Here is a 20976-nt window from a genome sequence, read left to right on the forward strand (position 1 = left end):
TGTAATGAATATCGCCATTCAGAACTTCAATGGTGTTGTTATGCGGTTAATTGACTTTGTTCTGAAACGAGTGTGTTCAAAACGTCCTCTGCATGTCCAACAGGTCTGACACCAGTCCAGCGTGCACGTAATATCCCATCTGGATCAATCAAAAATGTATGGCGCAGTGAGTAAGGAGCCATCCAGGAACCGTACTGACGACTCACCTCCCCCTCTGGGTCAGAAAGCAGAGTGAAACCGAGCCCTTCACTGCTGCAGAATGATTCATGATCATCAACGCTGTCAGCCGAAACAGCTGCAATATCGCATTTCAGAGCATTGAAGTCTTGGATTGATTCCTGAAATCCGTGAGCCTCAATTGTGCAACCTGAAGTAAAGTCTCTCGGATAAAAGTACAGAACCAACCATCGACCTGTCCAGGTGTCCAATCCCCAGTTTTTTGAAGGCCCCCCACCCAGTGTGCCTGGAAGGTTGAATTGCGGAGCCGGCTCCCCAATCTCAGGAAGCTTTCCCCCCAACGCTCTTGCTCGCGATGGAATCCACAACAGAGCTGCTGCCCCAGTGACTGTGAAGCCAAGGAAGTCTCGGCGTTTCAGCGCAAGCTGAGGCATGTCAATACCAACTCAGACTTTGGCCAGGTTGATGCCAAGAGATTTGGCGTAGGCGCCAAGACCCTTTTTCTGGATGGTCTTCAGAGCACGGGTCGTGATCCGCAGATTCACCCAGCGATTGCCTTCAGCCCACCACAGTCGACGCTGCTGCAGGTTGGCCTGTTGGAGCTTCTTGGTTCTGATATGGGAGTGGCTCACTGCCATTCCGTTGTTGGCACGCGTTCCAGTGAGCTGACACACCCGGGACATGATGACGTTCCTTTGTTTCTGTGGCCAAAAGCCAAGACAACACTTTAGCAGCCAGGCCTGGTCAGGTTCCTTTGCTCACCAGCTCCGACATCAGCTTGGCGCTGCGTGTCTGGAATCCCGCCAGCTCATTGGGTTCCAGTCCCCCAACGCCCAGGCGTGCCATGTCGTAGAGATGCAAGGCGAGCTCGGAGGCCAATCGTCTGCTGGGTGAAGCTTCTTCTGCGCCGATGAGGACCCCCCCCGAAGACAGCCTCAAGAGTCCTTCAACGAGTGGGTGACGACGGTTGATCAGCAACACATGATGGTCAGGCAATCCAGGCAACCGCTGATCCATCAGAGCCCCCATGTCGTTCATGCGACGCATCTGTTCGGGAAGCAGAATCATCGCTGGTGGTGCGTCCTCACCTCCCTTCAGTGCCTGCACCTGAATGGTGACCTTGTCATTGTTGAGAGCGTCCTTGATCAGGTTTCTGATCGTCTCACTCTGTGTTTCACCACCCTGGTCACTGATTTCCGGTTTTTCATCACGGAGACTTTCGTCAAGCTCCGCATCAACCCTCTGGAATTTGTATTGATCCTTTGTTGCTTCGAGCCAGGGCAGAAACTGACTGTCGATCACTGTTTCAGCGAAAATCACTTCAGCGTTCTGACTTTTCCAAAGTGTCAGTGCTCCTGCTTGCGCAACTTCATCAGTGCAGTAAAGAATTCTCTTTGATTGTGGATCTGAAAGCCTGTTTTGGTAAGAGGAAAGTGTCGTATATCTCTTGTCTCCTGCTTTGATGGGTTCCTGTTTTCCTTCGATTGATTCTGCGGTTGTTGCAAACAAAATCAGATCCGAAACCTGATCGGCGAATTTATCGTCTTCCATTGCACCGATCTTTACAAAAGGCGCGAGTGATTCCCAGGCTTCAGCGTATTGCTGGGGATGATCTGCTTTAAGAGTTTTAAGCCGGTCAGAAACTTTTTTCGCAACAAAATTTCCAATTGATCTGACTTTCCGATCAGTCTGGAGTGCGCTCCTGCTGACATTGAGAGGAATATCAGGGGAGTCGATCACTCCTCTTAATGGCAGCAAATATCTGGGTACGATTTCTTTGATCGAATCGCTGACAAAGACCTGATTGCAATATAAATGGATATCCCCTTTTTCCCAGTCAGCCCGTCCCACCGATTGTGGGAAGAAAAGAATTCCCTGCAATGTGTAGGGGTAATCCGTATTTAAATGAACCCAGAGCAGCGGGTCGCCCTGAAACGGATATAGATAGTGGTAAAGATCGATATAGTCTTGATCAGACATTTCCCTGGGATTTCTTCTCCATGCCGGATTTCGCTTGTTGACACTTTCTCCCTCGAGCTGAACGTCGATGGGCATGAAATCGCAGTACTGAGTGATCAGTGTGCGTAACCTTGCAGGCTCCAGATACTCCAGTTCGTCATCCATTAGGTGAAGGATGACGTCTGTACCGGCTTCTGATCGTTCGTGACTCTCCAGTTTGAATGAAGGGGATCCATCGCAAACCCAACGCACTGCTTCACTGTCGGGTCGAGCAGAACGCGTAATCAGCTCCACCTCTTTGGCGACCATGAAGCTGGAGTAAAAACCAAGCCCGAAGTGGCCAATGATTGCGTCAGACTCCTGTTTATATTTTTCCAAAAAGTCTTCAGCACTGGAGAATGCCACCTGGTTGATGTATTTTTTCACCTCTTCGGCCGTCATGCCGATTCCATTATCGCTGATTTTGATTGTCTTCGATTCTCTGTCAACAGTGATATTGATCAGACCTTCATCACCTTCTGAGCAGTCACCAGCCATCGCAGCCATGCGACGCTTGCTGATGGCATCAGTACTGTTGCTGACCAGTTCCCTCAGAAAAACTTCGTGGCCTGAATAAACGGCCTTTTTGATGATTGGGAAGATATTTTCGGTATGGATCTGAATTTGACCCTGTTCAAGCACCGACATCAGCAAGCGTGAGCTCTCTGAAAATTAATCAGGGTGGGTGCTGCAGATCAAGAGATCCCTTGGTGAGTTTCCCGTACGTCACTTCGAAGATGGCCGTTGGAGGTCCGATCGCTCTTCCGGCAGAATTGCCCCTTCTATTGGACAGATCTGCAGGCAGACACTGCAGTTGATGCAGGTTTCAAAATCAATCCAGAAATACTCAGTTCCCTTTGTGTTTCTACCGCTTCCAGGTGTGATGCAGGCCACAGGGCAGGCGTCAACGCAATCGGCTGCGCCTTCGCAAGCGTCGGTCACGATTGTATGAGCCATTCATCTGTTCAGTTCCGAAAGACTTTAGGTATCAATCCATTCCAGCCTGTCGCAGCCCGATTGTTTGAGGCGATCGAGCGCTTCGAGCTTATCTCCACAGGCACGCTGATCCAGCACGCTGATTCTGCCCTGCTGGTGGAGTTCCATCTGGCGCTCCAATGCCGACTCGAGGGTTTCTGTTGGCCCGAAACAGATCAATGCTGCTGTCTCTTCCTGCGTCGTGGTGATCTGATCTCCCGGAAGATCCCTGATGTCATCAACGCAGTAGCTGAAACCCAGCCCTGTTGCTTCCGCTCCCTCGCCGCCAAGTTTCCTGACAAGTGAGTCGTATCTTCCGCCACGGGCGATCACGACAGGCGCCGACGCTCCCTGGCAAACCAGTTGAAGAACGATGCCGTCGTACAGCTCGTAATGAGGCTGAAAAGTGGGGTCGAGCTGAAGTGTCAGTTCGGATTTCTCCGCCAATGGGTTCAGATGGTTGAACAGTCTCTGCAGCTGGTTTAGAACCTCCTGATTCGGAAACTGCGCACTGAGTGCCGCCAGGATCTCCTGCGGGTTTCCGCGTCGGTCGAGCCATCGGCCCAGATTCTGCTCCGCTTCGGGTGCTAACCCGAGCGCCTGCAGACCCAGCCGATCGTACTGACTCAGGCAGGTTCGTATCCTGTGTTTCTGCTTCTGTTCAAAGGGTTCCAGCAACAGGTCCATCAAGCTGGTGTGTCCAATCAACAGCCTGGGCTGGCTGGACCTGTTCAGATTCAGGCCTTTCAGTGATGCCATTAAAAGACTGAACAATTCAAGTTCCGATTCGACACCCAGCCCACCGAAAAGTTCCACACCGCAATGAAGGTTCTCCTCAATGCACTGGCCTCCTTCATCAGCGGATCTCGATTCAAAGACGGTTCCGCAGCTCCAGAGTCTCAGCGGTCGCTGACGTTCCAGCAATCTGGTGCAGGCTGCCCTGGCGATGGAGGCAGTCAGTTCCGGTCTCAATCCCAGCGGTTCATCGGAAACAAGTCGAACAATGTCACGACTATCGATGGCTCCACCTGCCTTGAGCGTGTCCATCCGTTCGATTCTGGGGGGAGTGACTTCCTCGTATCCCCAGAGACGAAACACTTCAGCCAAGGTTTCCCTGAGTTCCTGGTTGCGTTGAACCTGCTGAGGATTTAGATCTCTCACGCCTGAGGCGGGTTGCAGGGCCATCGCACCTGTCGCTGCTTCGATCAGGATCCCATGGCTGGGGTTTCAGCTTGCGTAGAGCTGTTCCGCCAGGGGCTCGGTATCCAGCAGTTCCTGGCGAAGTGCGGAGTGAAGTCCAGGGCCCGTCGCAAGAATCCGGCCGGATGAAACGTTGTAACTCTCGGCTCCGTAATCGCTGACTTCACCTCCTGCGATCACCACCAGTGCCGCTCCAGCTGTCAGGTCCCAGGGAGAGAGGCCTCGTTCCCAGTAGCCGTCGAGTCGTCCTGCCGCTACATAGGCCAGATCAACAGCAGCCGCACCACCGCGACGAACGCCCCGTGTTTTGTGTGTCAGTTTGCAGAACTCCGCATAGTTGTTGTCGAGACGTTCCCTTCGGTCATAGGCGAATCCTGTGACCAGGAGACTGTCTTGCAGCGATGAGCAGTTGCTGACCTGGATGCTTTGGTCGTTGAGGAATGCTCCCACATCGGGACAGCACCAGAACACTTCCTGGAGGAAAGGCACAGCAATGGCTCCCAGGATTGGAAGACCCCTCCAAAGCAACCCGATCGATGTGGCGAAAAAGGGGTAGCCGTGGGCAAAATTCGTCGTGCCGTCGAGAGGATCAACGCACCAGCTGAGCTCTGAGACGTCTCCCCGTGCACCGGATTCTTCAGCGAGAACTGAAATTTCAGGTGTGGATTCACCGAGAGCGCTGAGCACGGCCTTTTCCGCGGCAAGATCGGCATCAGTTACCAGATCTCCAGCCCTGGCTTTCTGCTGAATTGAGACGAGTCGCCCGTAATGCTGCATCAGCACTGAGCCACCAAGATCAGCCGCCTTTCTGGCGATCTGACTGAGCTCCTCAAGTCTCAGGGGCGTCAGGCCGGCGTTTGCGGCTGCAGCGCTGCAATCAAGTTGCTGCTTGGTCATTCCTTCCAGGTTTCGAGTTCCTCAAGAGGAATTTCACGTGTGACCGACCCTCTGCCGAAGTAACGGCCGAACTGCAGGTCGTAGACCTCATCCTCGTCCTGGGTTTCCGCAACAAGCGGACCGATGGCTCTTGCCACACAGAGAAGTCCATAACCTTTGGCCCTCAACTCCCTGGACAGGCCCATGGCTTCCTGCTGATCGAGCTCGCCTTGCTGAACACGTACAGCGCAGCTTGTGCAGCATCCGTTCCGACACGAAAACGGCAAGGGATCTCCCTGTTTCTCGAAGCTCTGCAGGATGTAATCACCCTCCGGCACCTCATGGGAGATCACACGCCCCTTCTGTCTCCAATGGATGGTGACCCGATGAGTCGGCCTCATTCAGTGCAGTTGGAAACGCCCTGCTACATTCTGACTTGCCAGACGAGCCCCTGGAGAGGTGGCCGAGTGGTCGAAGGCGCAGCACTGGAAATGCTGTATAGGGGCAACTCTATCGAGGGTTCGAATCCCTCCCTCTCCGTTTTTCTCCGGTCCTCTAGGACCGGTTTTTTTTTGCTCCGGTTATTTTCTCGGTCTGAATGATCGATCTGTCGAGATTGTCTGTTTCAATCAGAGCGAAACAACAATTGCTTCAAAGCTTTGACAGCTTCGGCTCAATCACCACGGAATCATCCGAATCGACCAGAGACATAATCCTGAGTTGCCTTTTGAGAGGGAGAATTGAAGATCATTTCTGTTTCGTTGAACTCCACCAGATAGCCGACTTTGCCGGAACCTCCATCCACAGCTTCAGCGTTAAAGAATGCGGTCATATCACTCACTCTCAAGGCCTGTTGCATATTGTGCGTCACAATGACGATTGTGAAACTCTTTTTTAATTCATGCATTGTTTCCTCTATCTTCAATGTTGAGATTGGATCCAGGGCTGAACAGGGTTCATCCATCAGGATCACCTCAGGCTGAATGGCAATCGTGCGTGCAATGCAGAGACGTTGTTGTTGTCCTCCTGATAGTGAGTAGCCACTCTCGTTGAGTTTGTCTTTGCACTCACCCCATACAGCCGCCTGGCGCAGAGAGCGTTCAACCAACTCATCCATATCTCCGGTATAGCCATTGATTCGTGCTCCAAAAGCGATGTTTTCGTAGATACTTTTTGGAAAAGGATTGGGTTGCTGAAATACCATCCCAATTCGCCGCCTCACTTCCACCGGATCAACCGAAGGGGCATAAAGGTCAGCTCCATCAAAGAGCACGCGACCTTTCAGAGTGCAACCTTCAATCAGATCATTCATGCGGTTCAGCGCTCTCAGAACCGTTGATTTTCCGCAACCAGAAGGGCCGATGAATGCGGTGACCTTGCCACGTGGAATGTCACAGTAAACGTTCTTGACAGCTTCCTGGCTGCCATAGCTAATTGTGGTGTTTTGAATTGACAGACAGATATCGTCTGATGCTTCGGAGCTCGTTTTGCTGGTGGAAGTCATGACTCTCGGTTGGCTTTATGGAAAGACTTGAAACAGAAGCAATGGATTGAAGATTTGAAGTTCAGTTGGCAGCAAATCGTCGTAACCATCGAGCAAAAAGATTGATCAGTAGGATGAATAGAACGAGTACAAAAGATGCAGCCCATGCGAGCTCGTTCTGTGCTTCATACGGCAGGGTTGCAAAGTTATATATCAACACTGATAGTGTTGCTATTGGGTTGAAAACTGATTCAAATCCCTGCGGCCAGAAGGGTGAGAACAAAGCTGTGAAAATCAATGGTGCTGTTTCTCCTGCTGCCCTTGCAATCGACAACACCACGCCTGTGGCAATCGGTGTGAAGGCTGAAGGAAGAGTGATTCGCAAAATAGTGACAAATTTGGATGCGCCCACTCCAAGAGCGGCGCGGCGGAGATCGTCGGGAACCAGTTTCAGCCCTTCGTCAGTGGTCTTGATGACCGTGGGCAGCATCAAAATTGATAGTGCAACTCCACCGGCAATTGCACTGTAGGAATTTCCAAAAATAATCTTTGTCTTGACAATGACGGAGTAAACAAAAACACCGGCGATGATGGATGGGACTCCTGACATAACGTTGGTCCCAAATCGTATGAACTGCGCAAAAATCCCCCCGCCTGAGTACTCAGCTAGAAAAATTCCCCCTCCAACGCCGACTGGAATGGCGATCAGGGCTGATAGAAAAGTGACAATAATGGTGCCGATCACTGCATTGCCAATGCCACCACCTTCCAGTCCTGTTGACGGTGAAGTGAACAGGCTAATGTTGAGCACTCTGCCCCCCTTGATCAGCACATAAGTCAATACTGCAACGAGTGGCAGAACAGCAATCGCTGAAAACAATCCAACCAGGGATGTGAGAATTCTGTTGAGTAAATTGCGCTTTAGGCCCTTTTTGTAGCTCAGGTCAGGAGTGTCTCTTCTCAGACTGGCTGTTGGTGAAAGTGCCATGATTCAGTACTTGAGACTGAGACGTTTGACCATCCACCGGGCCAGAAGATTCACCGCCAGGGTGAGAATCATCAGGACGAAAGCCGCATACATCAGCGACGAAACCTGACTTCCATCAGCTTCGCCAAACTGATTGGCCAGCATGGCTGAGATGGTGTTTCCAGGTGCCAGCACAGACCAGCTAAAGGTGTTCGAATTGCCGATGATCATGGTGACGGCCATCGTTTCACCCATGGCGCGTCCCAGTGCAAGCATCACGCCACCTACGATGCCTGAGATGGCAGCGGGCAGCAGCACGTTGAGAATCGCCCCCCAGCGTGTTGTGCCGATGCCGTAGGCAGCCTGACGCAGCTTCATGGGTACCTGGTTGAGTGAGTCTCTTGCGATCGCTGTGATGATCGGCAGGATCATCACAACCAGGATCAGAACCGCTGGTGCGATTCCAGGCCCCATTGGATCAGTTGAAAAGAAGGGCAACCAGCCGAGGGTCCTGTGAAGGATCTCAAGAAACGGACGAATGAACGGCTCCAACACGAAGATGGCCCAGAGACCCAGCACCACCGAAGGAATCGCCGCCAGCAGCTCCACCATCAATCCGATCAGCGTTCGGATTTTCAGAGGAATGATGTTTTCGGTGATGAAGATCGCTGTTCCCACGCCGAGAGGCACGGCAATCAGCAATGCCAGCATCGATGTCAGCAGCGTTCCGTAAATGGCTGTGAAGGCGCCGTATTCATCCTTGACGGGATTCCAGTTGGAGGTCACGAGAAATGACCAGCCATATCGGCCCATCGAATCCAGCGATCCCCAGAACACCACGATGAGAATGGCCAGCAACACCATGGCCACCACCGAGGCCAGCATGATGGCCAGAATCCTGAAGCCGCCATCCACCGATTTCTCCATCGGCGGACGTCGCCGTAAGCGATACAGCTCCAACGGCCTGGGCATTCTGTACTGAACAGACCCTTGAAACGTACCGGTCCAACGGGACCTGGATCACTAAGAGCGCGTTAACGCCCCCTGTGGGATTGCTTGTGCGGGGGGCTGGGTGAGAGCTGTTTGGGCCGTTACCGTGGGATTTCACACAGGCTTCTATGGGCCGGATCGTCGGAATCGACCTGGGTACCACCAATTCCGTCGTGGCTGTTCTTGAGGCCGGGCGGCCCGTGGTGATCGCCAATGCGGAAGGGACCCGGACGACCCCCTCTGTCTTGGGGTACACCAAAGACAATGAACTGCTGGTTGGTCAGCCGGCCAGACGTCAGCTGGTTCTCAATCCGCGCAACACCTTTTCCAATCTCAAGCGCTTTGTCGGTCGTGCCTGGGATGAGCTCGACGAAGGATCACTCACCGTTCCATACACGGTCCGTTCCAACAGTCAGGGCAACGTCCGTGTGGCCTGTCCGCAGACCGAGCGTGAGTATGCACCGGAAGAGCTCGTGGCCAGCATCCTGCGCAAGCTTGTGGATGACGCTTCCACCTATCTCGGAGAGGAGGTGGAATCCGCGGTGATCACCGTGCCGGCCTACTTCAACGATGCTCAGCGTCAGGCCACGCGTGATGCTGGTCGACTGGCTGGAATCAGCGTTGAACGGATTCTCAATGAACCGACCGCAGCCGCCCTCGCCTACGGCTTCGATCGCAGTGCGGTCCGCCGTGCTCTCGTTTTTGATCTCGGAGGCGGAACCTTTGATGTTTCGTTGCTGAGGATCGCCAACGGTGTCTTTGATGTCAAAGCCACCAACGGCGATACCCAGCTGGGTGGGAACGACTTCGATCAACGCATTGTTGACTGGCTTGCGGAAGCCTTTCTCAAGCAGCACGGGGTCGACCTGAGGCGTGATCGACAGGCACTCCAACGGCTCACCGAAGCTGCTGAAAAAGCCAAGCAGGAGCTCTCCGGGGTGACCTCCACACCAATTTCCCTGCCCTTCATCGCCACGGGCACAGATGGACCTCTTCACATCGAGACAACCCTGGACCGCGAAACGTTCGAAGCTTTGTGCCCCGATCTTCTCGATCGTTTGCTGGTTCCGGTTCAGACGGCACTCAGGGATTCCGGTTGGGCGGCTGAAGACATCGATGACGTGGTGCTAGTTGGCGGAAGCACCCGCATGCCGATGGTGCAGCAGTTGGTCAGAACCCTGATTCCCAATGATCCATGCCAGTCGGTCAATCCCGATGAGGTGGTCGCAGTGGGAGCTGCCGTTCAGGCGGGAATCATCACCGGCGAATTGCGCGATCTGCTTCTTAACGACGTCACACCGCTCTCGCTGGGGCTGGAAACCATCGGAGGACTGATGAAGGTGTTGATTCCGCGCAATACGCAGATTCCTGTGCGTCAGTCCGATGTGTTCAGCACCTCGGAGCCAAACCAGTCTTCAGTCGAGATTCATGTCTGGCAGGGAGAACGCCAGATGGCGGCAGACAATAAATCGCTCGGACGTTTCCGCCTTTCGGGAATTCCCCCCGCACCTCGTGGAGTGCCTCAGATTCAGGTTGCCTTTGACATCGATGCCAACGGTATTCTTCAGGTCAGCGCCACAGACCGCACAACCGGTCGCAAGCAGTCGGTCACGATTCAAGGAGGCTCAACCCTCAGCGAGGATGAAATTCAGGGTCTTCTTGCCGAAGCGGAGGCTCGTGCTGATGAAGACCGTCGCAAGCGCTCCACGATCGAGCGTCGCAATTCGGCGATGACCCTGGTTGCACAGGCGGAGCGTCGTCTTCGCGACGCAGCTCTGGAACTTGGCCCCTACGGAGCAGAACGCCAGCAGAGAGCGGTTGAGATGTCGGTTCGCGACGTCCAGGATCTTCTGCAGCAGGACGACCTTCAGGAACTTGAGATGGCCGTGAGCGGACTTCAGGAAGCGCTGTTCGGTCTGAACCGCCGGCTTACGGCTGAACGACAGAACGACAATGGTCCTCTGCAGGGTCTGAAAAGCACTCTCGGAACCCTCAAGGACGAGCTGTTCGCCGAGGACGACTGGGATGATGACCCCTGGGCATCGCCACAGTCCCGCTATGACGGACCGATGAGAGGCGGCCGAAGAGGGATTGACCCCTGGGACGATGACAACTTCCGCTGACCCGGACTACTGGTCATTGCTTGGTCTGGAGCCCGGTGCCGCTCCCGATGCTCTGAAGCTGGCTTTCCGGCGTGAGGCCAGGCGCTGGCATCCCGATCTGAACGGAAATGATCGTCATGCTGAGGAACGTTTCAAGCTCGTCAATGAGGCCTACGCCGTTCTCAGCAACCCTGACAGGCGAAAGGAATGGCAGTTGCGACAACGCGGAGGTGTCGCGGCAACTGATCCCTTCAGCACCGGCTTTCCCGATTTTGAGGACTACCTCGCTGTCGTTCTGGGTCTCGAGCGTGAACCTGTGCGGAGAGAGCAGGCGTCGAAGGATCAGGAAGAACAGGAACGGTCGTTTGACCACAGCGAGGGTTCTGATCATGCCTATGGATCTCACTGGCCTGAGGCTTCGCCGCAGCCACCTCCTCCGGTCCGCACTGATGATGATCTTGAGACGGTTGTTGATCTCACCCCTGACCAGGCTCTGCAGGGCACAACCGTGGAGCTGGAGCTGGGCGATGGCACCTTGGTGGAGGTCGGCACTCCGCCCAGGGCCGGGGATGGCTGGCGCCTACGACTTGAAGGTGTTGCCCCCGGTGGGCGTGATCACTTCCTGCATCTGCGGGTGATGACGGATGACGGCCTTCGCATCGATGGGCTTCGGGTGCATTACCGACTCGAATTGCTTCCACCGGATGCAGCGTTGGGTTGTGCCGTTGACGTGCCCACCCTTTCCGGTCCTGTGACGCTTCAGGTTCCACCGGGCTCATCCAGCGGACGTTTGCTGAGATTGCGCGGTCGTGGTCTGCGGTTCGGAGACGATTGCGGCGATCAGCTTGTGGAGATTGTGATTGTGATTCCAGCGGCGCTCGATGATGATGAACGTGCGCTTTATCAACGACTGCAGGAGCTCAGTCTCGAGCGCGCAAACGGTTTCTAAGTCGCAGTTTCGATGAGAGACTGCATCCGACGATTGATCAGCATGTTGGTTCACGTGCTCCTGTACGACGCAGGACAGGACAGCGAAGGTATCCACTCCCTTGAGCTCTCAGGTCAGACCGTGGTGCTGATGTTTGAGAACCGCGACGACGCAGATCGCTACGCCGGATTGTTGGAGGCTCAGGACTTTCCGACTCCCAGCGTTGAGGCTCTCGATCGTGAGGAGATTGAATTGTTCTGCCGTGAAGCCGGGTACGAGGCCAGATTCGTATCCGATGGGTTTGTTCCCAAGACCGATGATGAGCGCTTGATGCTTGCTCCTCCAAGTGCCAACCGCGACGTGACGAACTGGCAGGAGTCGGAGCCCGATCAATCGCAGGCTGGGGAAGCATCATCAAAAGAAAGCGATTCCGCGGTTAAGGACCTTGATGATGTGCGTCGTCGTCTCGAGGGCCTTCTCTAGGCATGGCTGACTCCCCATCCCCTGATTGCGAATCTTCCTCCCTGGTTGCTCCTTCCGGCGACCGTGGTTATCTGCTGACCGAACAGGTGAACCCTGCGAGTGCTCAGCTCGATCAGCTTTCAACCGATGAACTTGTCGGGCTGTTTATCGAAGAGGATCTCAAACCACAGCAAGCGGTCTTCGGGGCCAGAACAGCTTTGAGTCAGGCCGTCGATGCCATCGCGGAACGTCTGAAAAGAAGCGGTCGACTGTTCTATCTGGGTGCCGGGACGTCGGGCCGACTCGGTGTGCTGGATGCAGCTGAATGTCCGCCAACCTTCTGCAGCCCTCCGGAGCTCGTGCAGGGGATTCTTGCCGGGGGTGCTCCGGCTCTGTTGCGCAGTTCCGAAGGCCTTGAGGATCTTGAATCCGCGGCGGTGAATGATCTTCAGCAACGAGGCTTCAACTCGGATGACTGCCTGGTCGGTATCGCCGCAGGAGGAACGACCCCCTACGTTCGAGGTGGACTGGGCCATGCCAAGGATCTCGGTGCACTGACGATCGCCATGGCCTGTGTGCCCTCAGACCAGGCTCCTCTACCTTGCGCAATCGACATTCGATTGCTCACTGGCCCCGAGCTGCTGACAGGCTCAACGCGTCTGAAAGCAGGAACGGCAACAAAAATGGCTCTCAACATTCTCTCAACCGGAGTGATGGTGAAGCTGGGCAAGGTCTACGGCAACAGAATGGTTGATGTTGCCGCCAGCAACAGCAAGCTTGTCGACCGTTCCATCAGAATTCTCGGGGATCTTCTCGGTCTGGATCGAAAGCTTGCTCTGCTGCTTTTGGAACGCGCCCAGGGATCTGTGAAACGTGCTCTGTTAATGGGCAGCTGTGGTCTTGAAACGGATGAAGCTGATGTTCTCCTTGAAGCTCACTCAGCTGATCTCAGAGCTGCGCTGAACAGCCAGGGTCAATCTCTCCCGGTTCAGGATTGAATGCTTCCCCAGTAAGGACTGGTGAAGAGATCGAGACGCTTTCGGGTCTCTGCAGGCACTGCATCAGGAGATGTCATCAGAGCATGTTCCAGGGCGTTGTGGGCAGGAGATCCTGGCCTTTCCTCTCTGAAGCTGTCCATCAACCGTTCCAGGATCGGGCCAGTGGCGGTTGCATTGGCCTTGAGGTTGCCCACCACCATCTCCACGGTGACCGCGTCATGGTCATCGTGCCAGCAGTCGAAATCAGTCACCATGCTGAGTGAGGCGTAAGCGATTTCCGCTTCTCTGGCCAGTCGTGCTTCCGTGTGATTGGTCATGCCGATCACATCGCAACCCCAGCTGCGGTAAAGCTCGCTTTCAGCGCGGGTTGAAAAGGCGGGACCTTCCATGCAGAGATAGGTCCCGCCTCGATGAAGATGATGTCCAACGGGCATCTCGCCCGCTGCAGCTGCTGCCAGCCATTCACTCAGAGTGGGGCAGAACGGGTCTGCCAGGCTGACGTGAGCGACGCATCCATTTCCGAAAAAGGACTGAGGACGTTGCCTGGTCCGGTCGATGAACTGATGCGGAACCACCATGTCGCGCGGTCTCAGATGTTCTCTCAGCGAGCCCACGGCGGACACTGAAATCAGCCAGCGCACGCCAAGACTGCGTAGGGCCCAGACATTGGCCCGATAGGGGACCTCACTGGGCAGCAGATGGTGCTGTCGTCCATGGCGAGCCAGAAAAACCACTTCCACCCCGTTCAGGGTTCCGATCCTCAGGGCATCCGATGGACTGCCGAATGGAGTCTCGATCTGAACCTCCCGGATCGATTCAAGGCTGTTGATGGAGTAAAGACCGCTGCCACCAATCACTCCCACCCGGGCGGAATCGAGCTGTGGATCTGAGGCTGTCTGAGGCATGGAGCGGTTGAGGTCGTCCTTCACAATCATCTGCCTAGCATGGTGTTTTCGGATTGACGCCTTGACGACCGTTCTCATGTCCACGGACGCCGGCGACATCAAGCTGGAGATGTTCGAACAGGACGCTCCAAACACCGTTGCCAACTTCGTCAAGCTTGCTCGCGACGGCTTCTATGACGGACTTGCCTTCCACAGGGTGATCAACGGTTTCATGGCTCAGGGCGGATGCCCCAACAGCCGCGAGGGATCACGAGGAACTCCTGGCACCGGCGGCCCCGGTTACATGATCGATTGCGAAATCAACAGCAAAAAGCATGTACCGGGCGCGCTGTCGATGGCACATGCCGGTCGCAACACGGGCGGCAGCCAGTTCTTCATCGTTCATGAAGCCCAGCCTCATCTCGATGGTGTGCACACCGTTTTCGGCCTGACCGGCGACATGGATGTGGTGATGGCCATCAAAAACGGAACAAGGATTCAGAAGGTCACGGTTCAGGACCAGTGAATCAAGGCAGCCTGGTTTCCATCGGGGAACCAGGCGCTCCCCTCCTGCTCCTCGACGAGTGAACTGCGTTTCAGTTCCCTGCGCTCCAGCGTCTGGGGTGGGTGAGTGATCTGCTGCTCATTCACTGTGTGCAGAAGACCAAGTCGTGATGTTTCCGGCCAGGCCGCCATGGCCCTGAGTACTGCCTGAATTGAATTCAAATCAGGATCCGAGTCGTGCAGGGACCAGACAAAGCGTGGGCGTTCCCACAGTGCCAGCAGGCGAGGTCCCTGTTCAGCCTGCAGCTGAAGTCCGTTTGCTTCGCTCAGCAGTTCAACCCGATGCAGCAGGTCGGAAAGAACTCCGTCATCGGTTGAGTTGCTGTCGAGACACAGCACCCAGTGGGAACTGAATTCGATGGCATCCAGCAGATGGCCAAGCTTTTCTTTCTTGGTGGCCAGATATCTGGCATTGAAATCACCGACAGGAGGCTTCATCGGCACACGCTTCACGACTTCAAGGCCATAGCCACCGAGTCCTGCAATTTTTCTTGGGTTGTTGGTGAGCAGATTGAGCCTGTGAATCCCAAGGTCACTGAGAATCTGTGCTCCGACTCCGTAATTGCGCAAGTCAGGAGCAAATCCCAGCTTTTCGTTGGCTTCAACGGTGTCGAGTCCTCCCTCCTGGAGGCTGTAGGCCTTGAACTTGTTGATCAGACCGATGCCCCGGCCTTCCTGGCGCAGATAGACAACAACTCCTTCTCCTTCTTTTTCAATGTGCTTCATTGCCGTGTGCAGCTGGGCACGACAGTCGCAACGCATGGATCCGAAGGCATCACCTGTGAGGCATTCGGAATGCATCCGTACCAGCACGGGTTCGTTCAGATTGTTGGGGTCGCCCTTGACCAGAGCGACATGTTCACTGCCATCCAGTTCATTGGAGTATCCGATGGCCAGGAAGGAGCCGAATTCCGTTGGCAGTGAACACTGGGCCGATCGCACCACAAAACGTTCGTTATCAAGCCGGTAACGAATGAGGTCTTCGATGCTGATCAGCTTCAATCCGCGTTCACGCGCGTAGATCTTCAGTTCCGGAAGTCGTGCCATGGAGCCGTCGGGGTTCTGAATCTCACAGATCACACCGGATGGATAGAGGCCCGACATCTGGGCGAGATCAACGGCAGCCTCGGTGTGCCCTGCACGCTTGAGAACACCTCCCGGTCGAGCTCTGAGCGGGAAGATGTGACCGGGCCTGCGCAGATCCGACGGTTTGGAACCCGGTTGGATCGCCACCTGGATCGTGCGCGATCGGTCGTCTGCAGAAATCCCTGTGGACACTCCATTTTCGGGGCCGGCATCGATGCTCACGGTGAAAGCCGTCTGATTGGAGTCGGTGTTGCGATCAACCATCAGAGGCAGATCAAGCGCATCAAGGCGCTCACCCTCCATGGCAAGACAGATCAGACCACGCGCCTCAGTGGCCATGAAATTGATCTGTTCAGGCGTGGCGAACTGAGCTGCGCAGATCAGATCACCTTCGTTTTCCCGGCGTTCATCGTCCACGACCACGATGCACTCCCCATTTCTGATGGCGGCAAGTGCATCGGGAATCGAATCGAACATGGGCCAGTCCCCTCGGTATGAACAACGGAATCGGACACCATTCCAGGTGCCCTTAAAGCTTTAGCCATTATCGACGTCGGTACGATCGATTCATGTGCCGTCGCCGGAATGGGGATTCAACGGGTTGCTGTGGTGGGTGCCTCCGGGTACGGAGGTCTGCAGACCCTTCGCCTCCTGAACGCCCATCCAGCGTTTGAAATCACTTACCTGGGTGGTGAAAGATCAGCAGGTCGCTCATGGAGCGAGATCTGCCCCTTTCTTCCGCTTGGTGATGACCTCACTGTGGACAGTCCGGATCCGGATCGCATCGCCGCCGCTGCCGACTTTGCGGTGCTGAGTCTTCCCAACGGACTGGCGAGTCAGCTGGTGCCTCCTCTTCTTGACAAAGGAGTGCGGGTGGTTGATCTCTCCGCTGATTACCGCTACCGCAGCCTGGATCAATGGGCTGCGGTCTACGTCCATGAGGCCAGAACTCACCAGCGCACGGATGCTGATCTCTGTCGGAAGGCGGTTTATGGCCTTCCTGAATGGCATGGCGCTGAAATCGCCGACGCTTTGCTGGTGGCTGCTCCTGGTTGTTTCCCCACCACAAGCCTTCTGCCGTTGCTGCCATTTCTCAAGCAGGGGCTGATTGAGACCGAAGGCTTGATCATCGATGCCAAAACCGGCACCTCCGGTGGAGGTCGGGCTGCCAAGGAGCACTTACTGCTGGCCGAGGCATCCGAGTCGATCAGTCCCTACGGCGTGGTGGGACATCGCCACACATCGGAAATCGAACAGCTTGCCAGCAGCGTGGCGGGATGCCCTATCCAGATCCAGTTCACTCCCCATCTCGTTCCCATGGTCAGAGGGCTGTTGTCCACGGTTTATGCACGTTTGCGGGATCCCGGTCTCACCGCGGAAGACTGCACGACGGTTCTCGAGGCTGTGTATCGCCATCACCCCTGTGTCCGCGTGTTGCCTGTTGGCACCTATCCCGCCACAAAATGGGCCAGGCACACCAATCTGGCTCTTCTGTCTGTCCAGGTGGACGGTCGCACCGGACGTCTCGTGTTGATGAGCGCTGTGGACAATCTGATGAAGGGGCAGGCAGGCCAGGGAGTGCAGTGTCTCAACCTGATGGCGGGCCTCCCGGTGAGTGAGGGGCTACCACTGGCACCCTTCTATCCCTGAGTTCCCGCCGCTGATCTCCAGCGTTGACCCGCGAGAGCTGTTGCCCAGGGAAGCAGCTGGTGTTCCTGTTTCTGAATGCGGCGGGCAAGTTGCTCCCGGTCGTCGCCCTCAAGGATTGGAACGGCGGCCTGAGCAAGCACCGGTCCGGTATCCACATCCTTCTGCACCTCATGCACCGTGCAGCCGGCGATGGTGACTCCTGATGTCAGACACTGACCGATGGCATCCATTCCTCGGAAGGCCGGCAGCAGTGATGGATGGATGTTGATCAACCTGCCTGGAAATGCGTCGATCAGCACAGCTGTGACGATGCGCATCCAACCGGCCATCACCACAGCTTCAACACCTTCGTTTCTGAATGTGGTCACCAGGTCTTCATCCATGGCCTCTCTGCTCGCAAACTGGCGGTGATCTCTGAGTTCACAGGGAATATTCAGTCGACTGGCTCTCTGAATCGCTTCACAACCGGGGTTGTTCACCACCAGCAGATGAATCCGGGCATCCAGGTCGCCGCAGCTGATGGCGTTGTGCAGTGCTTCGAAATTCGTACCTGCTCCTGAGGCCATCACCCCCAGCCGCAAGGGTGAATCGAACCTGGGCCATGTCCCGATGGCTGGAACGATCAATGCGGAGTAGCACCCGCTGTCCATCTGGCTAGGGTCAGATTGCGCGGGCATTCCGAATCCATGTCCCATTTGTCCATCCTGCCCACATTGGTGACGGATCTCGATCTGCTTGAGTTCGCTCTACGCAGCGAAGGATTCAAGGTCTTTCGACGAGGGATCGTCAGCTCCTTCGACACTCATCATTCGGTGGACCTTGCCGCTGTTCACCCCTCCGGTCTGCAATTGGGCTGGAGACAGAGTGACGATCAGCTCCATTTCGATCTGGTGGCGGATCTGGCCGCACCTGAGGGCTCAGGACAGACCGAATCAGCTCTGCGACGTGTGCTGCGTCGTTACGCCATGAATCAGGCCATGCGGCATGCGGAGATTCTTGATGCCGAGACGGTCACAGCCGGCAGCTGATGGCCGACGTTCACGTTGCGCTCGACCTTGGTTCACCTGCGTCACAGCTTCTCTGGGTCGAGCTGCGGTGGAGTCCCACACAACCCCAGCAGACATGGACCTTGCCTGTCTGGACGCCTGGGTCCTACACCGTCAGGGATCCCTCACAGCATCTTCACAGCCTCACCGTTGAGCAGGCAGGTCAAGTCCTGGTCCCTCGTCGACGATCTCCGGAGACATGGGACCTGGAATGCCGAGTTTCAGAGCCGATCACATTGCGGTACGCGCTGGAAGCAAGGCAGCTGACAGTCCGCACCAACCACCTCGATCCCGTCTTTGCCTCTCTCTGCCTTTCAGCAGTGGTGATGTTGGTTGAGGGGCAGCGCTGGAATCCACATGCTCTAGACGTGTTGCTTCCGGCTTCCTGGTCTGTGGTCTGTCCGTTGCCACGGACCAACGGCTCCTTTCTGGCCGAGGACTTCGACCATCTTGTTGACGCTCCGGTTCATGCCGGCGAGCTCCAGGTTGAGACGTTGAACGTGAGAAAGGTGGCCCATGAACTGGTCTTGATCGGCACTCCACCGTCGGGCTGGTCGAAAACCTTGCCGCAGGAGATTGAAGCGATCTGTTCGTCCGTCTGCGATCTGATGGATTCGGACCCACCTTCTCGAGAGCCTTATCAGCTTGTGTTGCAATTGCTGGATCAGGGCTACGGAGGGCTGGAGCACGACAACTCCTCGGTCATGCAGTTCCCCTGGACGCGGCTGCTCGAAGAGGGGGGAACCCGCAGTTTGCTTCAGCTGATCGGCCATGAATATCTTCATCAGTGGAACGTCAGACGACTCCGTCCGAGTGAATACGTTCCCTATCGCTATGACCGGCCTGTGATCAGTGAGGGGCTCTGGTTCGCTGAAGGCATCACCAGTTATTTCGATCTGGCTTTGCCTCTGCTTTCCGGTTTTTCCAGCCGTCTGGATCTTCTCGAGGATCTTGCTGCCGATCTCTCCCATGTGCTGTTGAATCCCGGTACGGGCATCCAGTCCCTCGCCGACAGTTCAAGGGAGGCCTGGGTTCGCCTGTATAAACAATCTCCCGCCAACGCTCGCAGCCAGATCAGCTACTACCGGCTTGGCACCGCATTGGCCTTCTGTCTTGATGTGCGCCTGCGGCAGGTCGGGGGATCACTGGCTGAAACGCTGCGTCTGCTCTGGAACCAACTGGGCGTCAGCGGAAGGGGTTACACGCGTGTTGCCTTGATGGAAGCCATCGGAGCCAGTTCAGCTCAACTGGCCGCACAACTGCCCGACTGGCTGGATGACTGCGGCTCGATACCGATTGAGCCCTGCCTGAACGCACTGGGTCTCGAGCTTGAGCCGGTGATGGCGGCTCATCCCGATGCTGGGTGGACGTTGCGTGAAGGAGATGGAAGTGTGTGGATCGATCGCACGACCTCCTCCGGGCCCGCTGAGTCAGCAGGTCTGGTTGCCGGCGATGAGCTGATGGCAATCAGAAACTGGCGCTGCCGGACTCTGAAACGAAGCCAACAGCTGCTGCAGGGTTCTGATCATTGTCAGGTGATCTACAGCCGTCGTGGACGGATCGCCAACACGCAGCTATCCCTTAAAAAGGCCGGGGTGGAACGTCACCGATTGGCCTGGGACCCTGGTGCACCCAGGGAGGCTCGTTTGCTCCGCGATCAATGGTTCCAGATCATCTGAACCGTGTCTGGCTGAAGGCTCGTGATCGGCTGCGCCGTCCGGGAGCTGGAATTCTGCTGGGGACAACCTCTACGCTGTTGCTTGTTCTGTCGCTCGTCGGCTTCACAGCGGAGAAGTCGACTGAACAGGACGCCCGTAAGCCTTCCCTGCTCGATCTGCTGGATGAAGTCGCTCGCGACGCCGAGCAGAAAGAGGCTCCTCCAGGACTGCCGCCGGAGGTTCCAAAAGCTGCTTCCTGGTCTTCACCTCTGGCCCGGCAATGTTCCGGAATTGATCAGTCGATGCGCAAGCGGCTGCTTTCGAAACGGCGCAAACTCGCTCAGCTTCGTCAATCAATCCCAGCCGATCCCACCAACTATGGAGACCGGTTCCGCAGCAATCCCTGGGGTCAGGCCATCGATCCCGCTCCACGGGTTGTGGTTCTGCATGAAACGGTCTATTCCCTCACTTCAGCGCTGAACACATTTCTCACACCCCATCCCCGTGATGAGGATCAGGTCAGTTACCACACTCTGGTTGGCCTGGATGGATCGATCGTTGATGTTGTCGACCCTCTTAAGAGGGCCTATGGCGCCGGATATTCGGCGTTCCTCGGAGAGTGGGCCGTCACCAACTCCGAGTTTGATGGTTCTGTCAACAATTTTGCTCTCCATCTCAGTCTGGAAACGCCGGATGATGGGCAGGGTCGCACCGGCAACCACAGCGGCTACACAGCCGCTCAGTACGACGCCCTTGCTCTGGTTCTTGATGGCTGGCTGGAACGTTTTGAAATTGATCCTGCTGCGATCACCACGCATCGTCATGTGGATCTTGGCGGTGCAAGGGCTGATCCCCGGAGTTTCTCCTGGTCCGATCTGCAGCAGCGGCTCGCTGCTCTAGGAACGATGTGCCACTCGTAGTCACGAGTGATT

The 20976-nt window shown here is 55.8% G+C and carries 22 protein-coding genes and 1 tRNA gene; 10 read left to right on the plus strand and 13 right to left on the minus strand.

Annotation, left to right across the window (positions count from 1 at the left end; genetic code table 11):
• Nucleotides 1-38: 38 nt before the first annotated feature.
• From SIB73_RS03910 to SIB73_RS03940, 7 genes are all read right to left on the minus strand, one after another.
• On the minus strand, nt 39-611 hold the full coding sequence (locus SIB73_RS03910; protein WP_413402768.1) for a peroxiredoxin: 573 nt from the start codon (nt 609-611) through the stop codon (nt 39-41).
• A gap of 12 nt (nt 612-623) precedes the next feature.
• Nucleotides 624-860 (minus strand): 50S ribosomal protein L28, encoded by a 237-nt coding sequence (rpmB, locus tag SIB73_RS03915; protein WP_413402766.1) that lies wholly within the window; start codon nt 858-860, stop codon nt 624-626.
• A 61-nt stretch (nt 861-921) separates the two neighbouring features.
• Entirely contained in the window at nt 922-2823 is a 1902-nt protein-coding gene (gene htpG / locus SIB73_RS03920) for a molecular chaperone HtpG (RefSeq protein ID WP_413402764.1), read from the minus strand.
• Between the two features lie 78 nt (nt 2824-2901).
• A complete protein-coding gene (locus SIB73_RS03925; protein WP_413402762.1) occupies nt 2902-3132 on the minus strand; it encodes an indolepyruvate ferredoxin oxidoreductase subunit alpha in 231 nt (76 codons plus the stop codon).
• Nucleotides 3133-3156: 24 nt separating this feature from the next.
• On the minus strand, nt 3157-4335 hold the full coding sequence (locus tag SIB73_RS03930; RefSeq protein WP_413402760.1) for an ATP phosphoribosyltransferase regulatory subunit: 1179 nt from the start codon (nt 4333-4335) through the stop codon (nt 3157-3159).
• A gap of 42 nt (nt 4336-4377) precedes the next feature.
• Entirely contained in the window at nt 4378-5247 is an 870-nt protein-coding gene (locus SIB73_RS03935; RefSeq protein ID WP_413402758.1) for an inositol monophosphatase family protein, read from the minus strand.
• The gene (locus SIB73_RS03940; RefSeq protein ID WP_413402756.1) at nt 5244-5627 is read right to left on the minus strand and encodes a 2Fe-2S iron-sulfur cluster-binding protein; all 384 of its coding nucleotides are present in this window, start codon (nt 5625-5627) and stop codon (nt 5244-5246) included. Before SIB73_RS03940 ends, SIB73_RS03935 begins: the two co-directional genes overlap by 4 nt.
• A gap of 52 nt (nt 5628-5679) precedes the next feature.
• On the opposite strand from SIB73_RS03940, the gene SIB73_RS03945 reads away from it, so the two are divergent.
• Nucleotides 5680-5766 (plus strand) — tRNA-Ser (locus SIB73_RS03945).
• Between the two features lie 148 nt (nt 5767-5914).
• Here the strand turns inward: SIB73_RS03945 and pstB are convergent.
• The 3 genes from pstB to pstC form a co-directional block, all read right to left on the minus strand.
• A complete protein-coding gene (pstB, locus tag SIB73_RS03950; protein WP_413402755.1) occupies nt 5915-6730 on the minus strand; it encodes a phosphate ABC transporter ATP-binding protein PstB in 816 nt (271 codons plus the stop codon).
• 61 nt (nt 6731-6791) lie between these two features.
• Nucleotides 6792-7697, minus strand: coding sequence for a phosphate ABC transporter permease PstA (pstA, locus tag SIB73_RS03955; RefSeq protein WP_413402753.1), 906 nt, complete (start codon nt 7695-7697; stop codon nt 6792-6794).
• A gap of 3 nt (nt 7698-7700) precedes the next feature.
• Entirely contained in the window at nt 7701-8648 is a 948-nt protein-coding gene (gene pstC, locus SIB73_RS03960) for a phosphate ABC transporter permease subunit PstC (RefSeq protein ID WP_413402751.1), read from the minus strand.
• A 146-nt stretch (nt 8649-8794) separates the two neighbouring features.
• Here pstC and dnaK point away from each other — a divergent pair, with 146 nt between their 5' ends.
• Genes dnaK through murQ form a run of 4 tightly spaced genes read left to right on the plus strand, consistent with a single transcriptional unit; the run spans nt 8795 to nt 13156 of the window.
• Entirely contained in the window at nt 8795-10789 is a 1995-nt protein-coding gene (gene dnaK, locus SIB73_RS03965) for a molecular chaperone DnaK (protein WP_413402749.1), read from the plus strand.
• Complete coding sequence (locus SIB73_RS03970) at nt 10773-11717, plus strand: DnaJ C-terminal domain-containing protein (RefSeq protein WP_413402747.1); 945 nt, start codon at nt 10773-10775, stop codon at nt 11715-11717. Before dnaK ends, SIB73_RS03970 begins: the two co-directional genes overlap by 17 nt.
• 42 nt (nt 11718-11759) lie before the next feature.
• Nucleotides 11760-12179 (plus strand): DUF3110 domain-containing protein, encoded by a 420-nt coding sequence (locus tag SIB73_RS03975; protein WP_413402745.1) that lies wholly within the window; start codon nt 11760-11762, stop codon nt 12177-12179.
• 2 nt (nt 12180-12181) lie between these two features.
• Nucleotides 12182-13156 (plus strand): N-acetylmuramic acid 6-phosphate etherase, encoded by a 975-nt coding sequence (gene murQ, locus SIB73_RS03980; RefSeq protein WP_413402743.1) that lies wholly within the window; start codon nt 12182-12184, stop codon nt 13154-13156.
• On the opposite strand, the gene mtnP is transcribed toward murQ, so the two are convergent.
• Complete coding sequence (gene mtnP / locus SIB73_RS03985; protein ID WP_413439719.1) at nt 13147-14091, minus strand: S-methyl-5'-thioadenosine phosphorylase; 945 nt, start codon at nt 14089-14091, stop codon at nt 13147-13149. The two genes, murQ and mtnP, sit on opposite strands and share 10 nt — an antisense overlap.
• Nucleotides 14092-14137: 46 nt before the next feature.
• Here mtnP and SIB73_RS03990 point away from each other — a divergent pair, with 46 nt between their 5' ends.
• Nucleotides 14138-14566, plus strand: a complete 429-nt coding sequence (locus SIB73_RS03990; RefSeq protein WP_413406439.1) for a peptidylprolyl isomerase — start codon at nt 14138-14140, stop codon at nt 14564-14566.
• On the opposite strand, the gene ribBA is transcribed toward SIB73_RS03990, so the two are convergent.
• The gene (gene ribBA / locus SIB73_RS03995; RefSeq protein ID WP_413402740.1) at nt 14554-16167 is read right to left on the minus strand and encodes a bifunctional 3,4-dihydroxy-2-butanone-4-phosphate synthase/GTP cyclohydrolase II; all 1614 of its coding nucleotides are present in this window, start codon (nt 16165-16167) and stop codon (nt 14554-14556) included. The genes SIB73_RS03990 and ribBA overlap by 13 nt on opposite strands.
• Nucleotides 16168-16275: 108 nt before the next feature.
• Here ribBA and argC point away from each other — a divergent pair, with 108 nt between their 5' ends.
• Entirely contained in the window at nt 16276-17340 is a 1065-nt protein-coding gene (gene argC / locus SIB73_RS04000; protein ID WP_413402738.1) for an N-acetyl-gamma-glutamyl-phosphate reductase, read from the plus strand.
• Here argC and purN read toward each other — a convergent pair.
• Nucleotides 17331-17990 carry a phosphoribosylglycinamide formyltransferase gene (gene purN, locus SIB73_RS04005; protein WP_413402736.1) on the minus strand — a complete coding sequence of 220 codons (660 nt, stop codon included), beginning with the start codon at nt 17988-17990 and terminating at the stop codon, nt 17331-17333. The genes argC and purN overlap by 10 nt on opposite strands.
• A 36-nt stretch (nt 17991-18026) precedes the next feature.
• Between purN and SIB73_RS04010 the strand changes: the two genes are divergently transcribed.
• The 3 genes from SIB73_RS04010 to SIB73_RS04020 are packed head-to-tail and all read left to right on the plus strand — an operon-like array spanning nt 18027 to nt 20964.
• Entirely contained in the window at nt 18027-18368 is a 342-nt protein-coding gene (locus tag SIB73_RS04010) for a DUF1257 domain-containing protein (protein ID WP_413402734.1), read from the plus strand.
• The gene (locus tag SIB73_RS04015) at nt 18368-20065 is read left to right on the plus strand and encodes a signal protein PDZ (RefSeq protein WP_413402733.1); all 1698 of its coding nucleotides are present in this window, start codon (nt 18368-18370) and stop codon (nt 20063-20065) included. The genes SIB73_RS04010 and SIB73_RS04015 overlap by 1 nt, the downstream gene beginning before the upstream one ends.
• Entirely contained in the window at nt 20047-20964 is a 918-nt protein-coding gene (locus SIB73_RS04020) for an N-acetylmuramoyl-L-alanine amidase (protein ID WP_413402731.1), read from the plus strand. Before SIB73_RS04015 ends, SIB73_RS04020 begins: the two co-directional genes overlap by 19 nt.
• Nucleotides 20965-20976: the final 12 nt, after the last annotated feature.

This window comes from Synechococcus sp. MIT S9509, assembly GCF_047303035.1.
Taxonomy (GTDB): domain Bacteria; phylum Cyanobacteriota; class Cyanobacteriia; order PCC-6307; family Cyanobiaceae; genus Synechococcus_C.

Coding starts and splice junctions, on each gene's coding strand:
- SIB73_RS03910 (WP_413402768.1), bottom strand. CDS start 611: ATGCCTCAGCTTGCGCTGAAACGCCGAGACTTCCTTGGCTTCACAGTC.
- rpmB (WP_413402766.1), bottom strand. CDS start 860: ATGTCCCGGGTGTGTCAGCTCACTGGAACGCGTGCCAACAACGGAATG.
- htpG (WP_413402764.1), bottom strand. CDS start 2,823: ATGTCGGTGCTTGAACAGGGTCAAATTCAGATCCATACCGAAAATATC.
- SIB73_RS03925 (WP_413402762.1), bottom strand. CDS start 3,132: ATGGCTCATACAATCGTGACCGACGCTTGCGAAGGCGCAGCCGATTGC.
- SIB73_RS03930 (WP_413402760.1), bottom strand. CDS start 4,335: ATGGCCCTGCAACCCGCCTCAGGCGTGAGAGATCTAAATCCTCAGCAG.
- SIB73_RS03935 (WP_413402758.1), bottom strand. CDS start 5,247: ATGACCAAGCAGCAACTTGATTGCAGCGCTGCAGCCGCAAACGCCGGC.
- SIB73_RS03940 (WP_413402756.1), bottom strand. CDS start 5,627: ATGAGGCCGACTCATCGGGTCACCATCCATTGGAGACAGAAGGGGCGT.
- pstB (WP_413402755.1), bottom strand. CDS start 6,730: ATGACTTCCACCAGCAAAACGAGCTCCGAAGCATCAGACGATATCTGT.
- pstA (WP_413402753.1), bottom strand. CDS start 7,697: ATGGCACTTTCACCAACAGCCAGTCTGAGAAGAGACACTCCTGACCTG.
- pstC (WP_413402751.1), bottom strand. CDS start 8,648: ATGCCCAGGCCGTTGGAGCTGTATCGCTTACGGCGACGTCCGCCGATG.
- dnaK (WP_413402749.1), top strand. CDS start 8,795: ATGGGCCGGATCGTCGGAATCGACCTGGGTACCACCAATTCCGTCGTG.
- SIB73_RS03970 (WP_413402747.1), top strand. CDS start 10,773: ATGACAACTTCCGCTGACCCGGACTACTGGTCATTGCTTGGTCTGGAG.
- SIB73_RS03975 (WP_413402745.1), top strand. CDS start 11,760: ATGTTGGTTCACGTGCTCCTGTACGACGCAGGACAGGACAGCGAAGGT.
- murQ (WP_413402743.1), top strand. CDS start 12,182: ATGGCTGACTCCCCATCCCCTGATTGCGAATCTTCCTCCCTGGTTGCT.
- mtnP (WP_413439719.1), bottom strand. CDS start 14,091: ATGATTGTGAAGGACGACCTCAACCGCTCCATGCCTCAGACAGCCTCA.
- SIB73_RS03990 (WP_413406439.1), top strand. CDS start 14,138: ATGTCCACGGACGCCGGCGACATCAAGCTGGAGATGTTCGAACAGGAC.
- ribBA (WP_413402740.1), bottom strand. CDS start 16,167: ATGTTCGATTCGATTCCCGATGCACTTGCCGCCATCAGAAATGGGGAG.
- argC (WP_413402738.1), top strand. CDS start 16,276: ATGGGGATTCAACGGGTTGCTGTGGTGGGTGCCTCCGGGTACGGAGGT.
- purN (WP_413402736.1), bottom strand. CDS start 17,990: ATGGACAGCGGGTGCTACTCCGCATTGATCGTTCCAGCCATCGGGACA.
- SIB73_RS04010 (WP_413402734.1), top strand. CDS start 18,027: ATGTCCCATTTGTCCATCCTGCCCACATTGGTGACGGATCTCGATCTG.
- SIB73_RS04015 (WP_413402733.1), top strand. CDS start 18,368: ATGGCCGACGTTCACGTTGCGCTCGACCTTGGTTCACCTGCGTCACAG.
- SIB73_RS04020 (WP_413402731.1), top strand. CDS start 20,047: ATGGTTCCAGATCATCTGAACCGTGTCTGGCTGAAGGCTCGTGATCGG.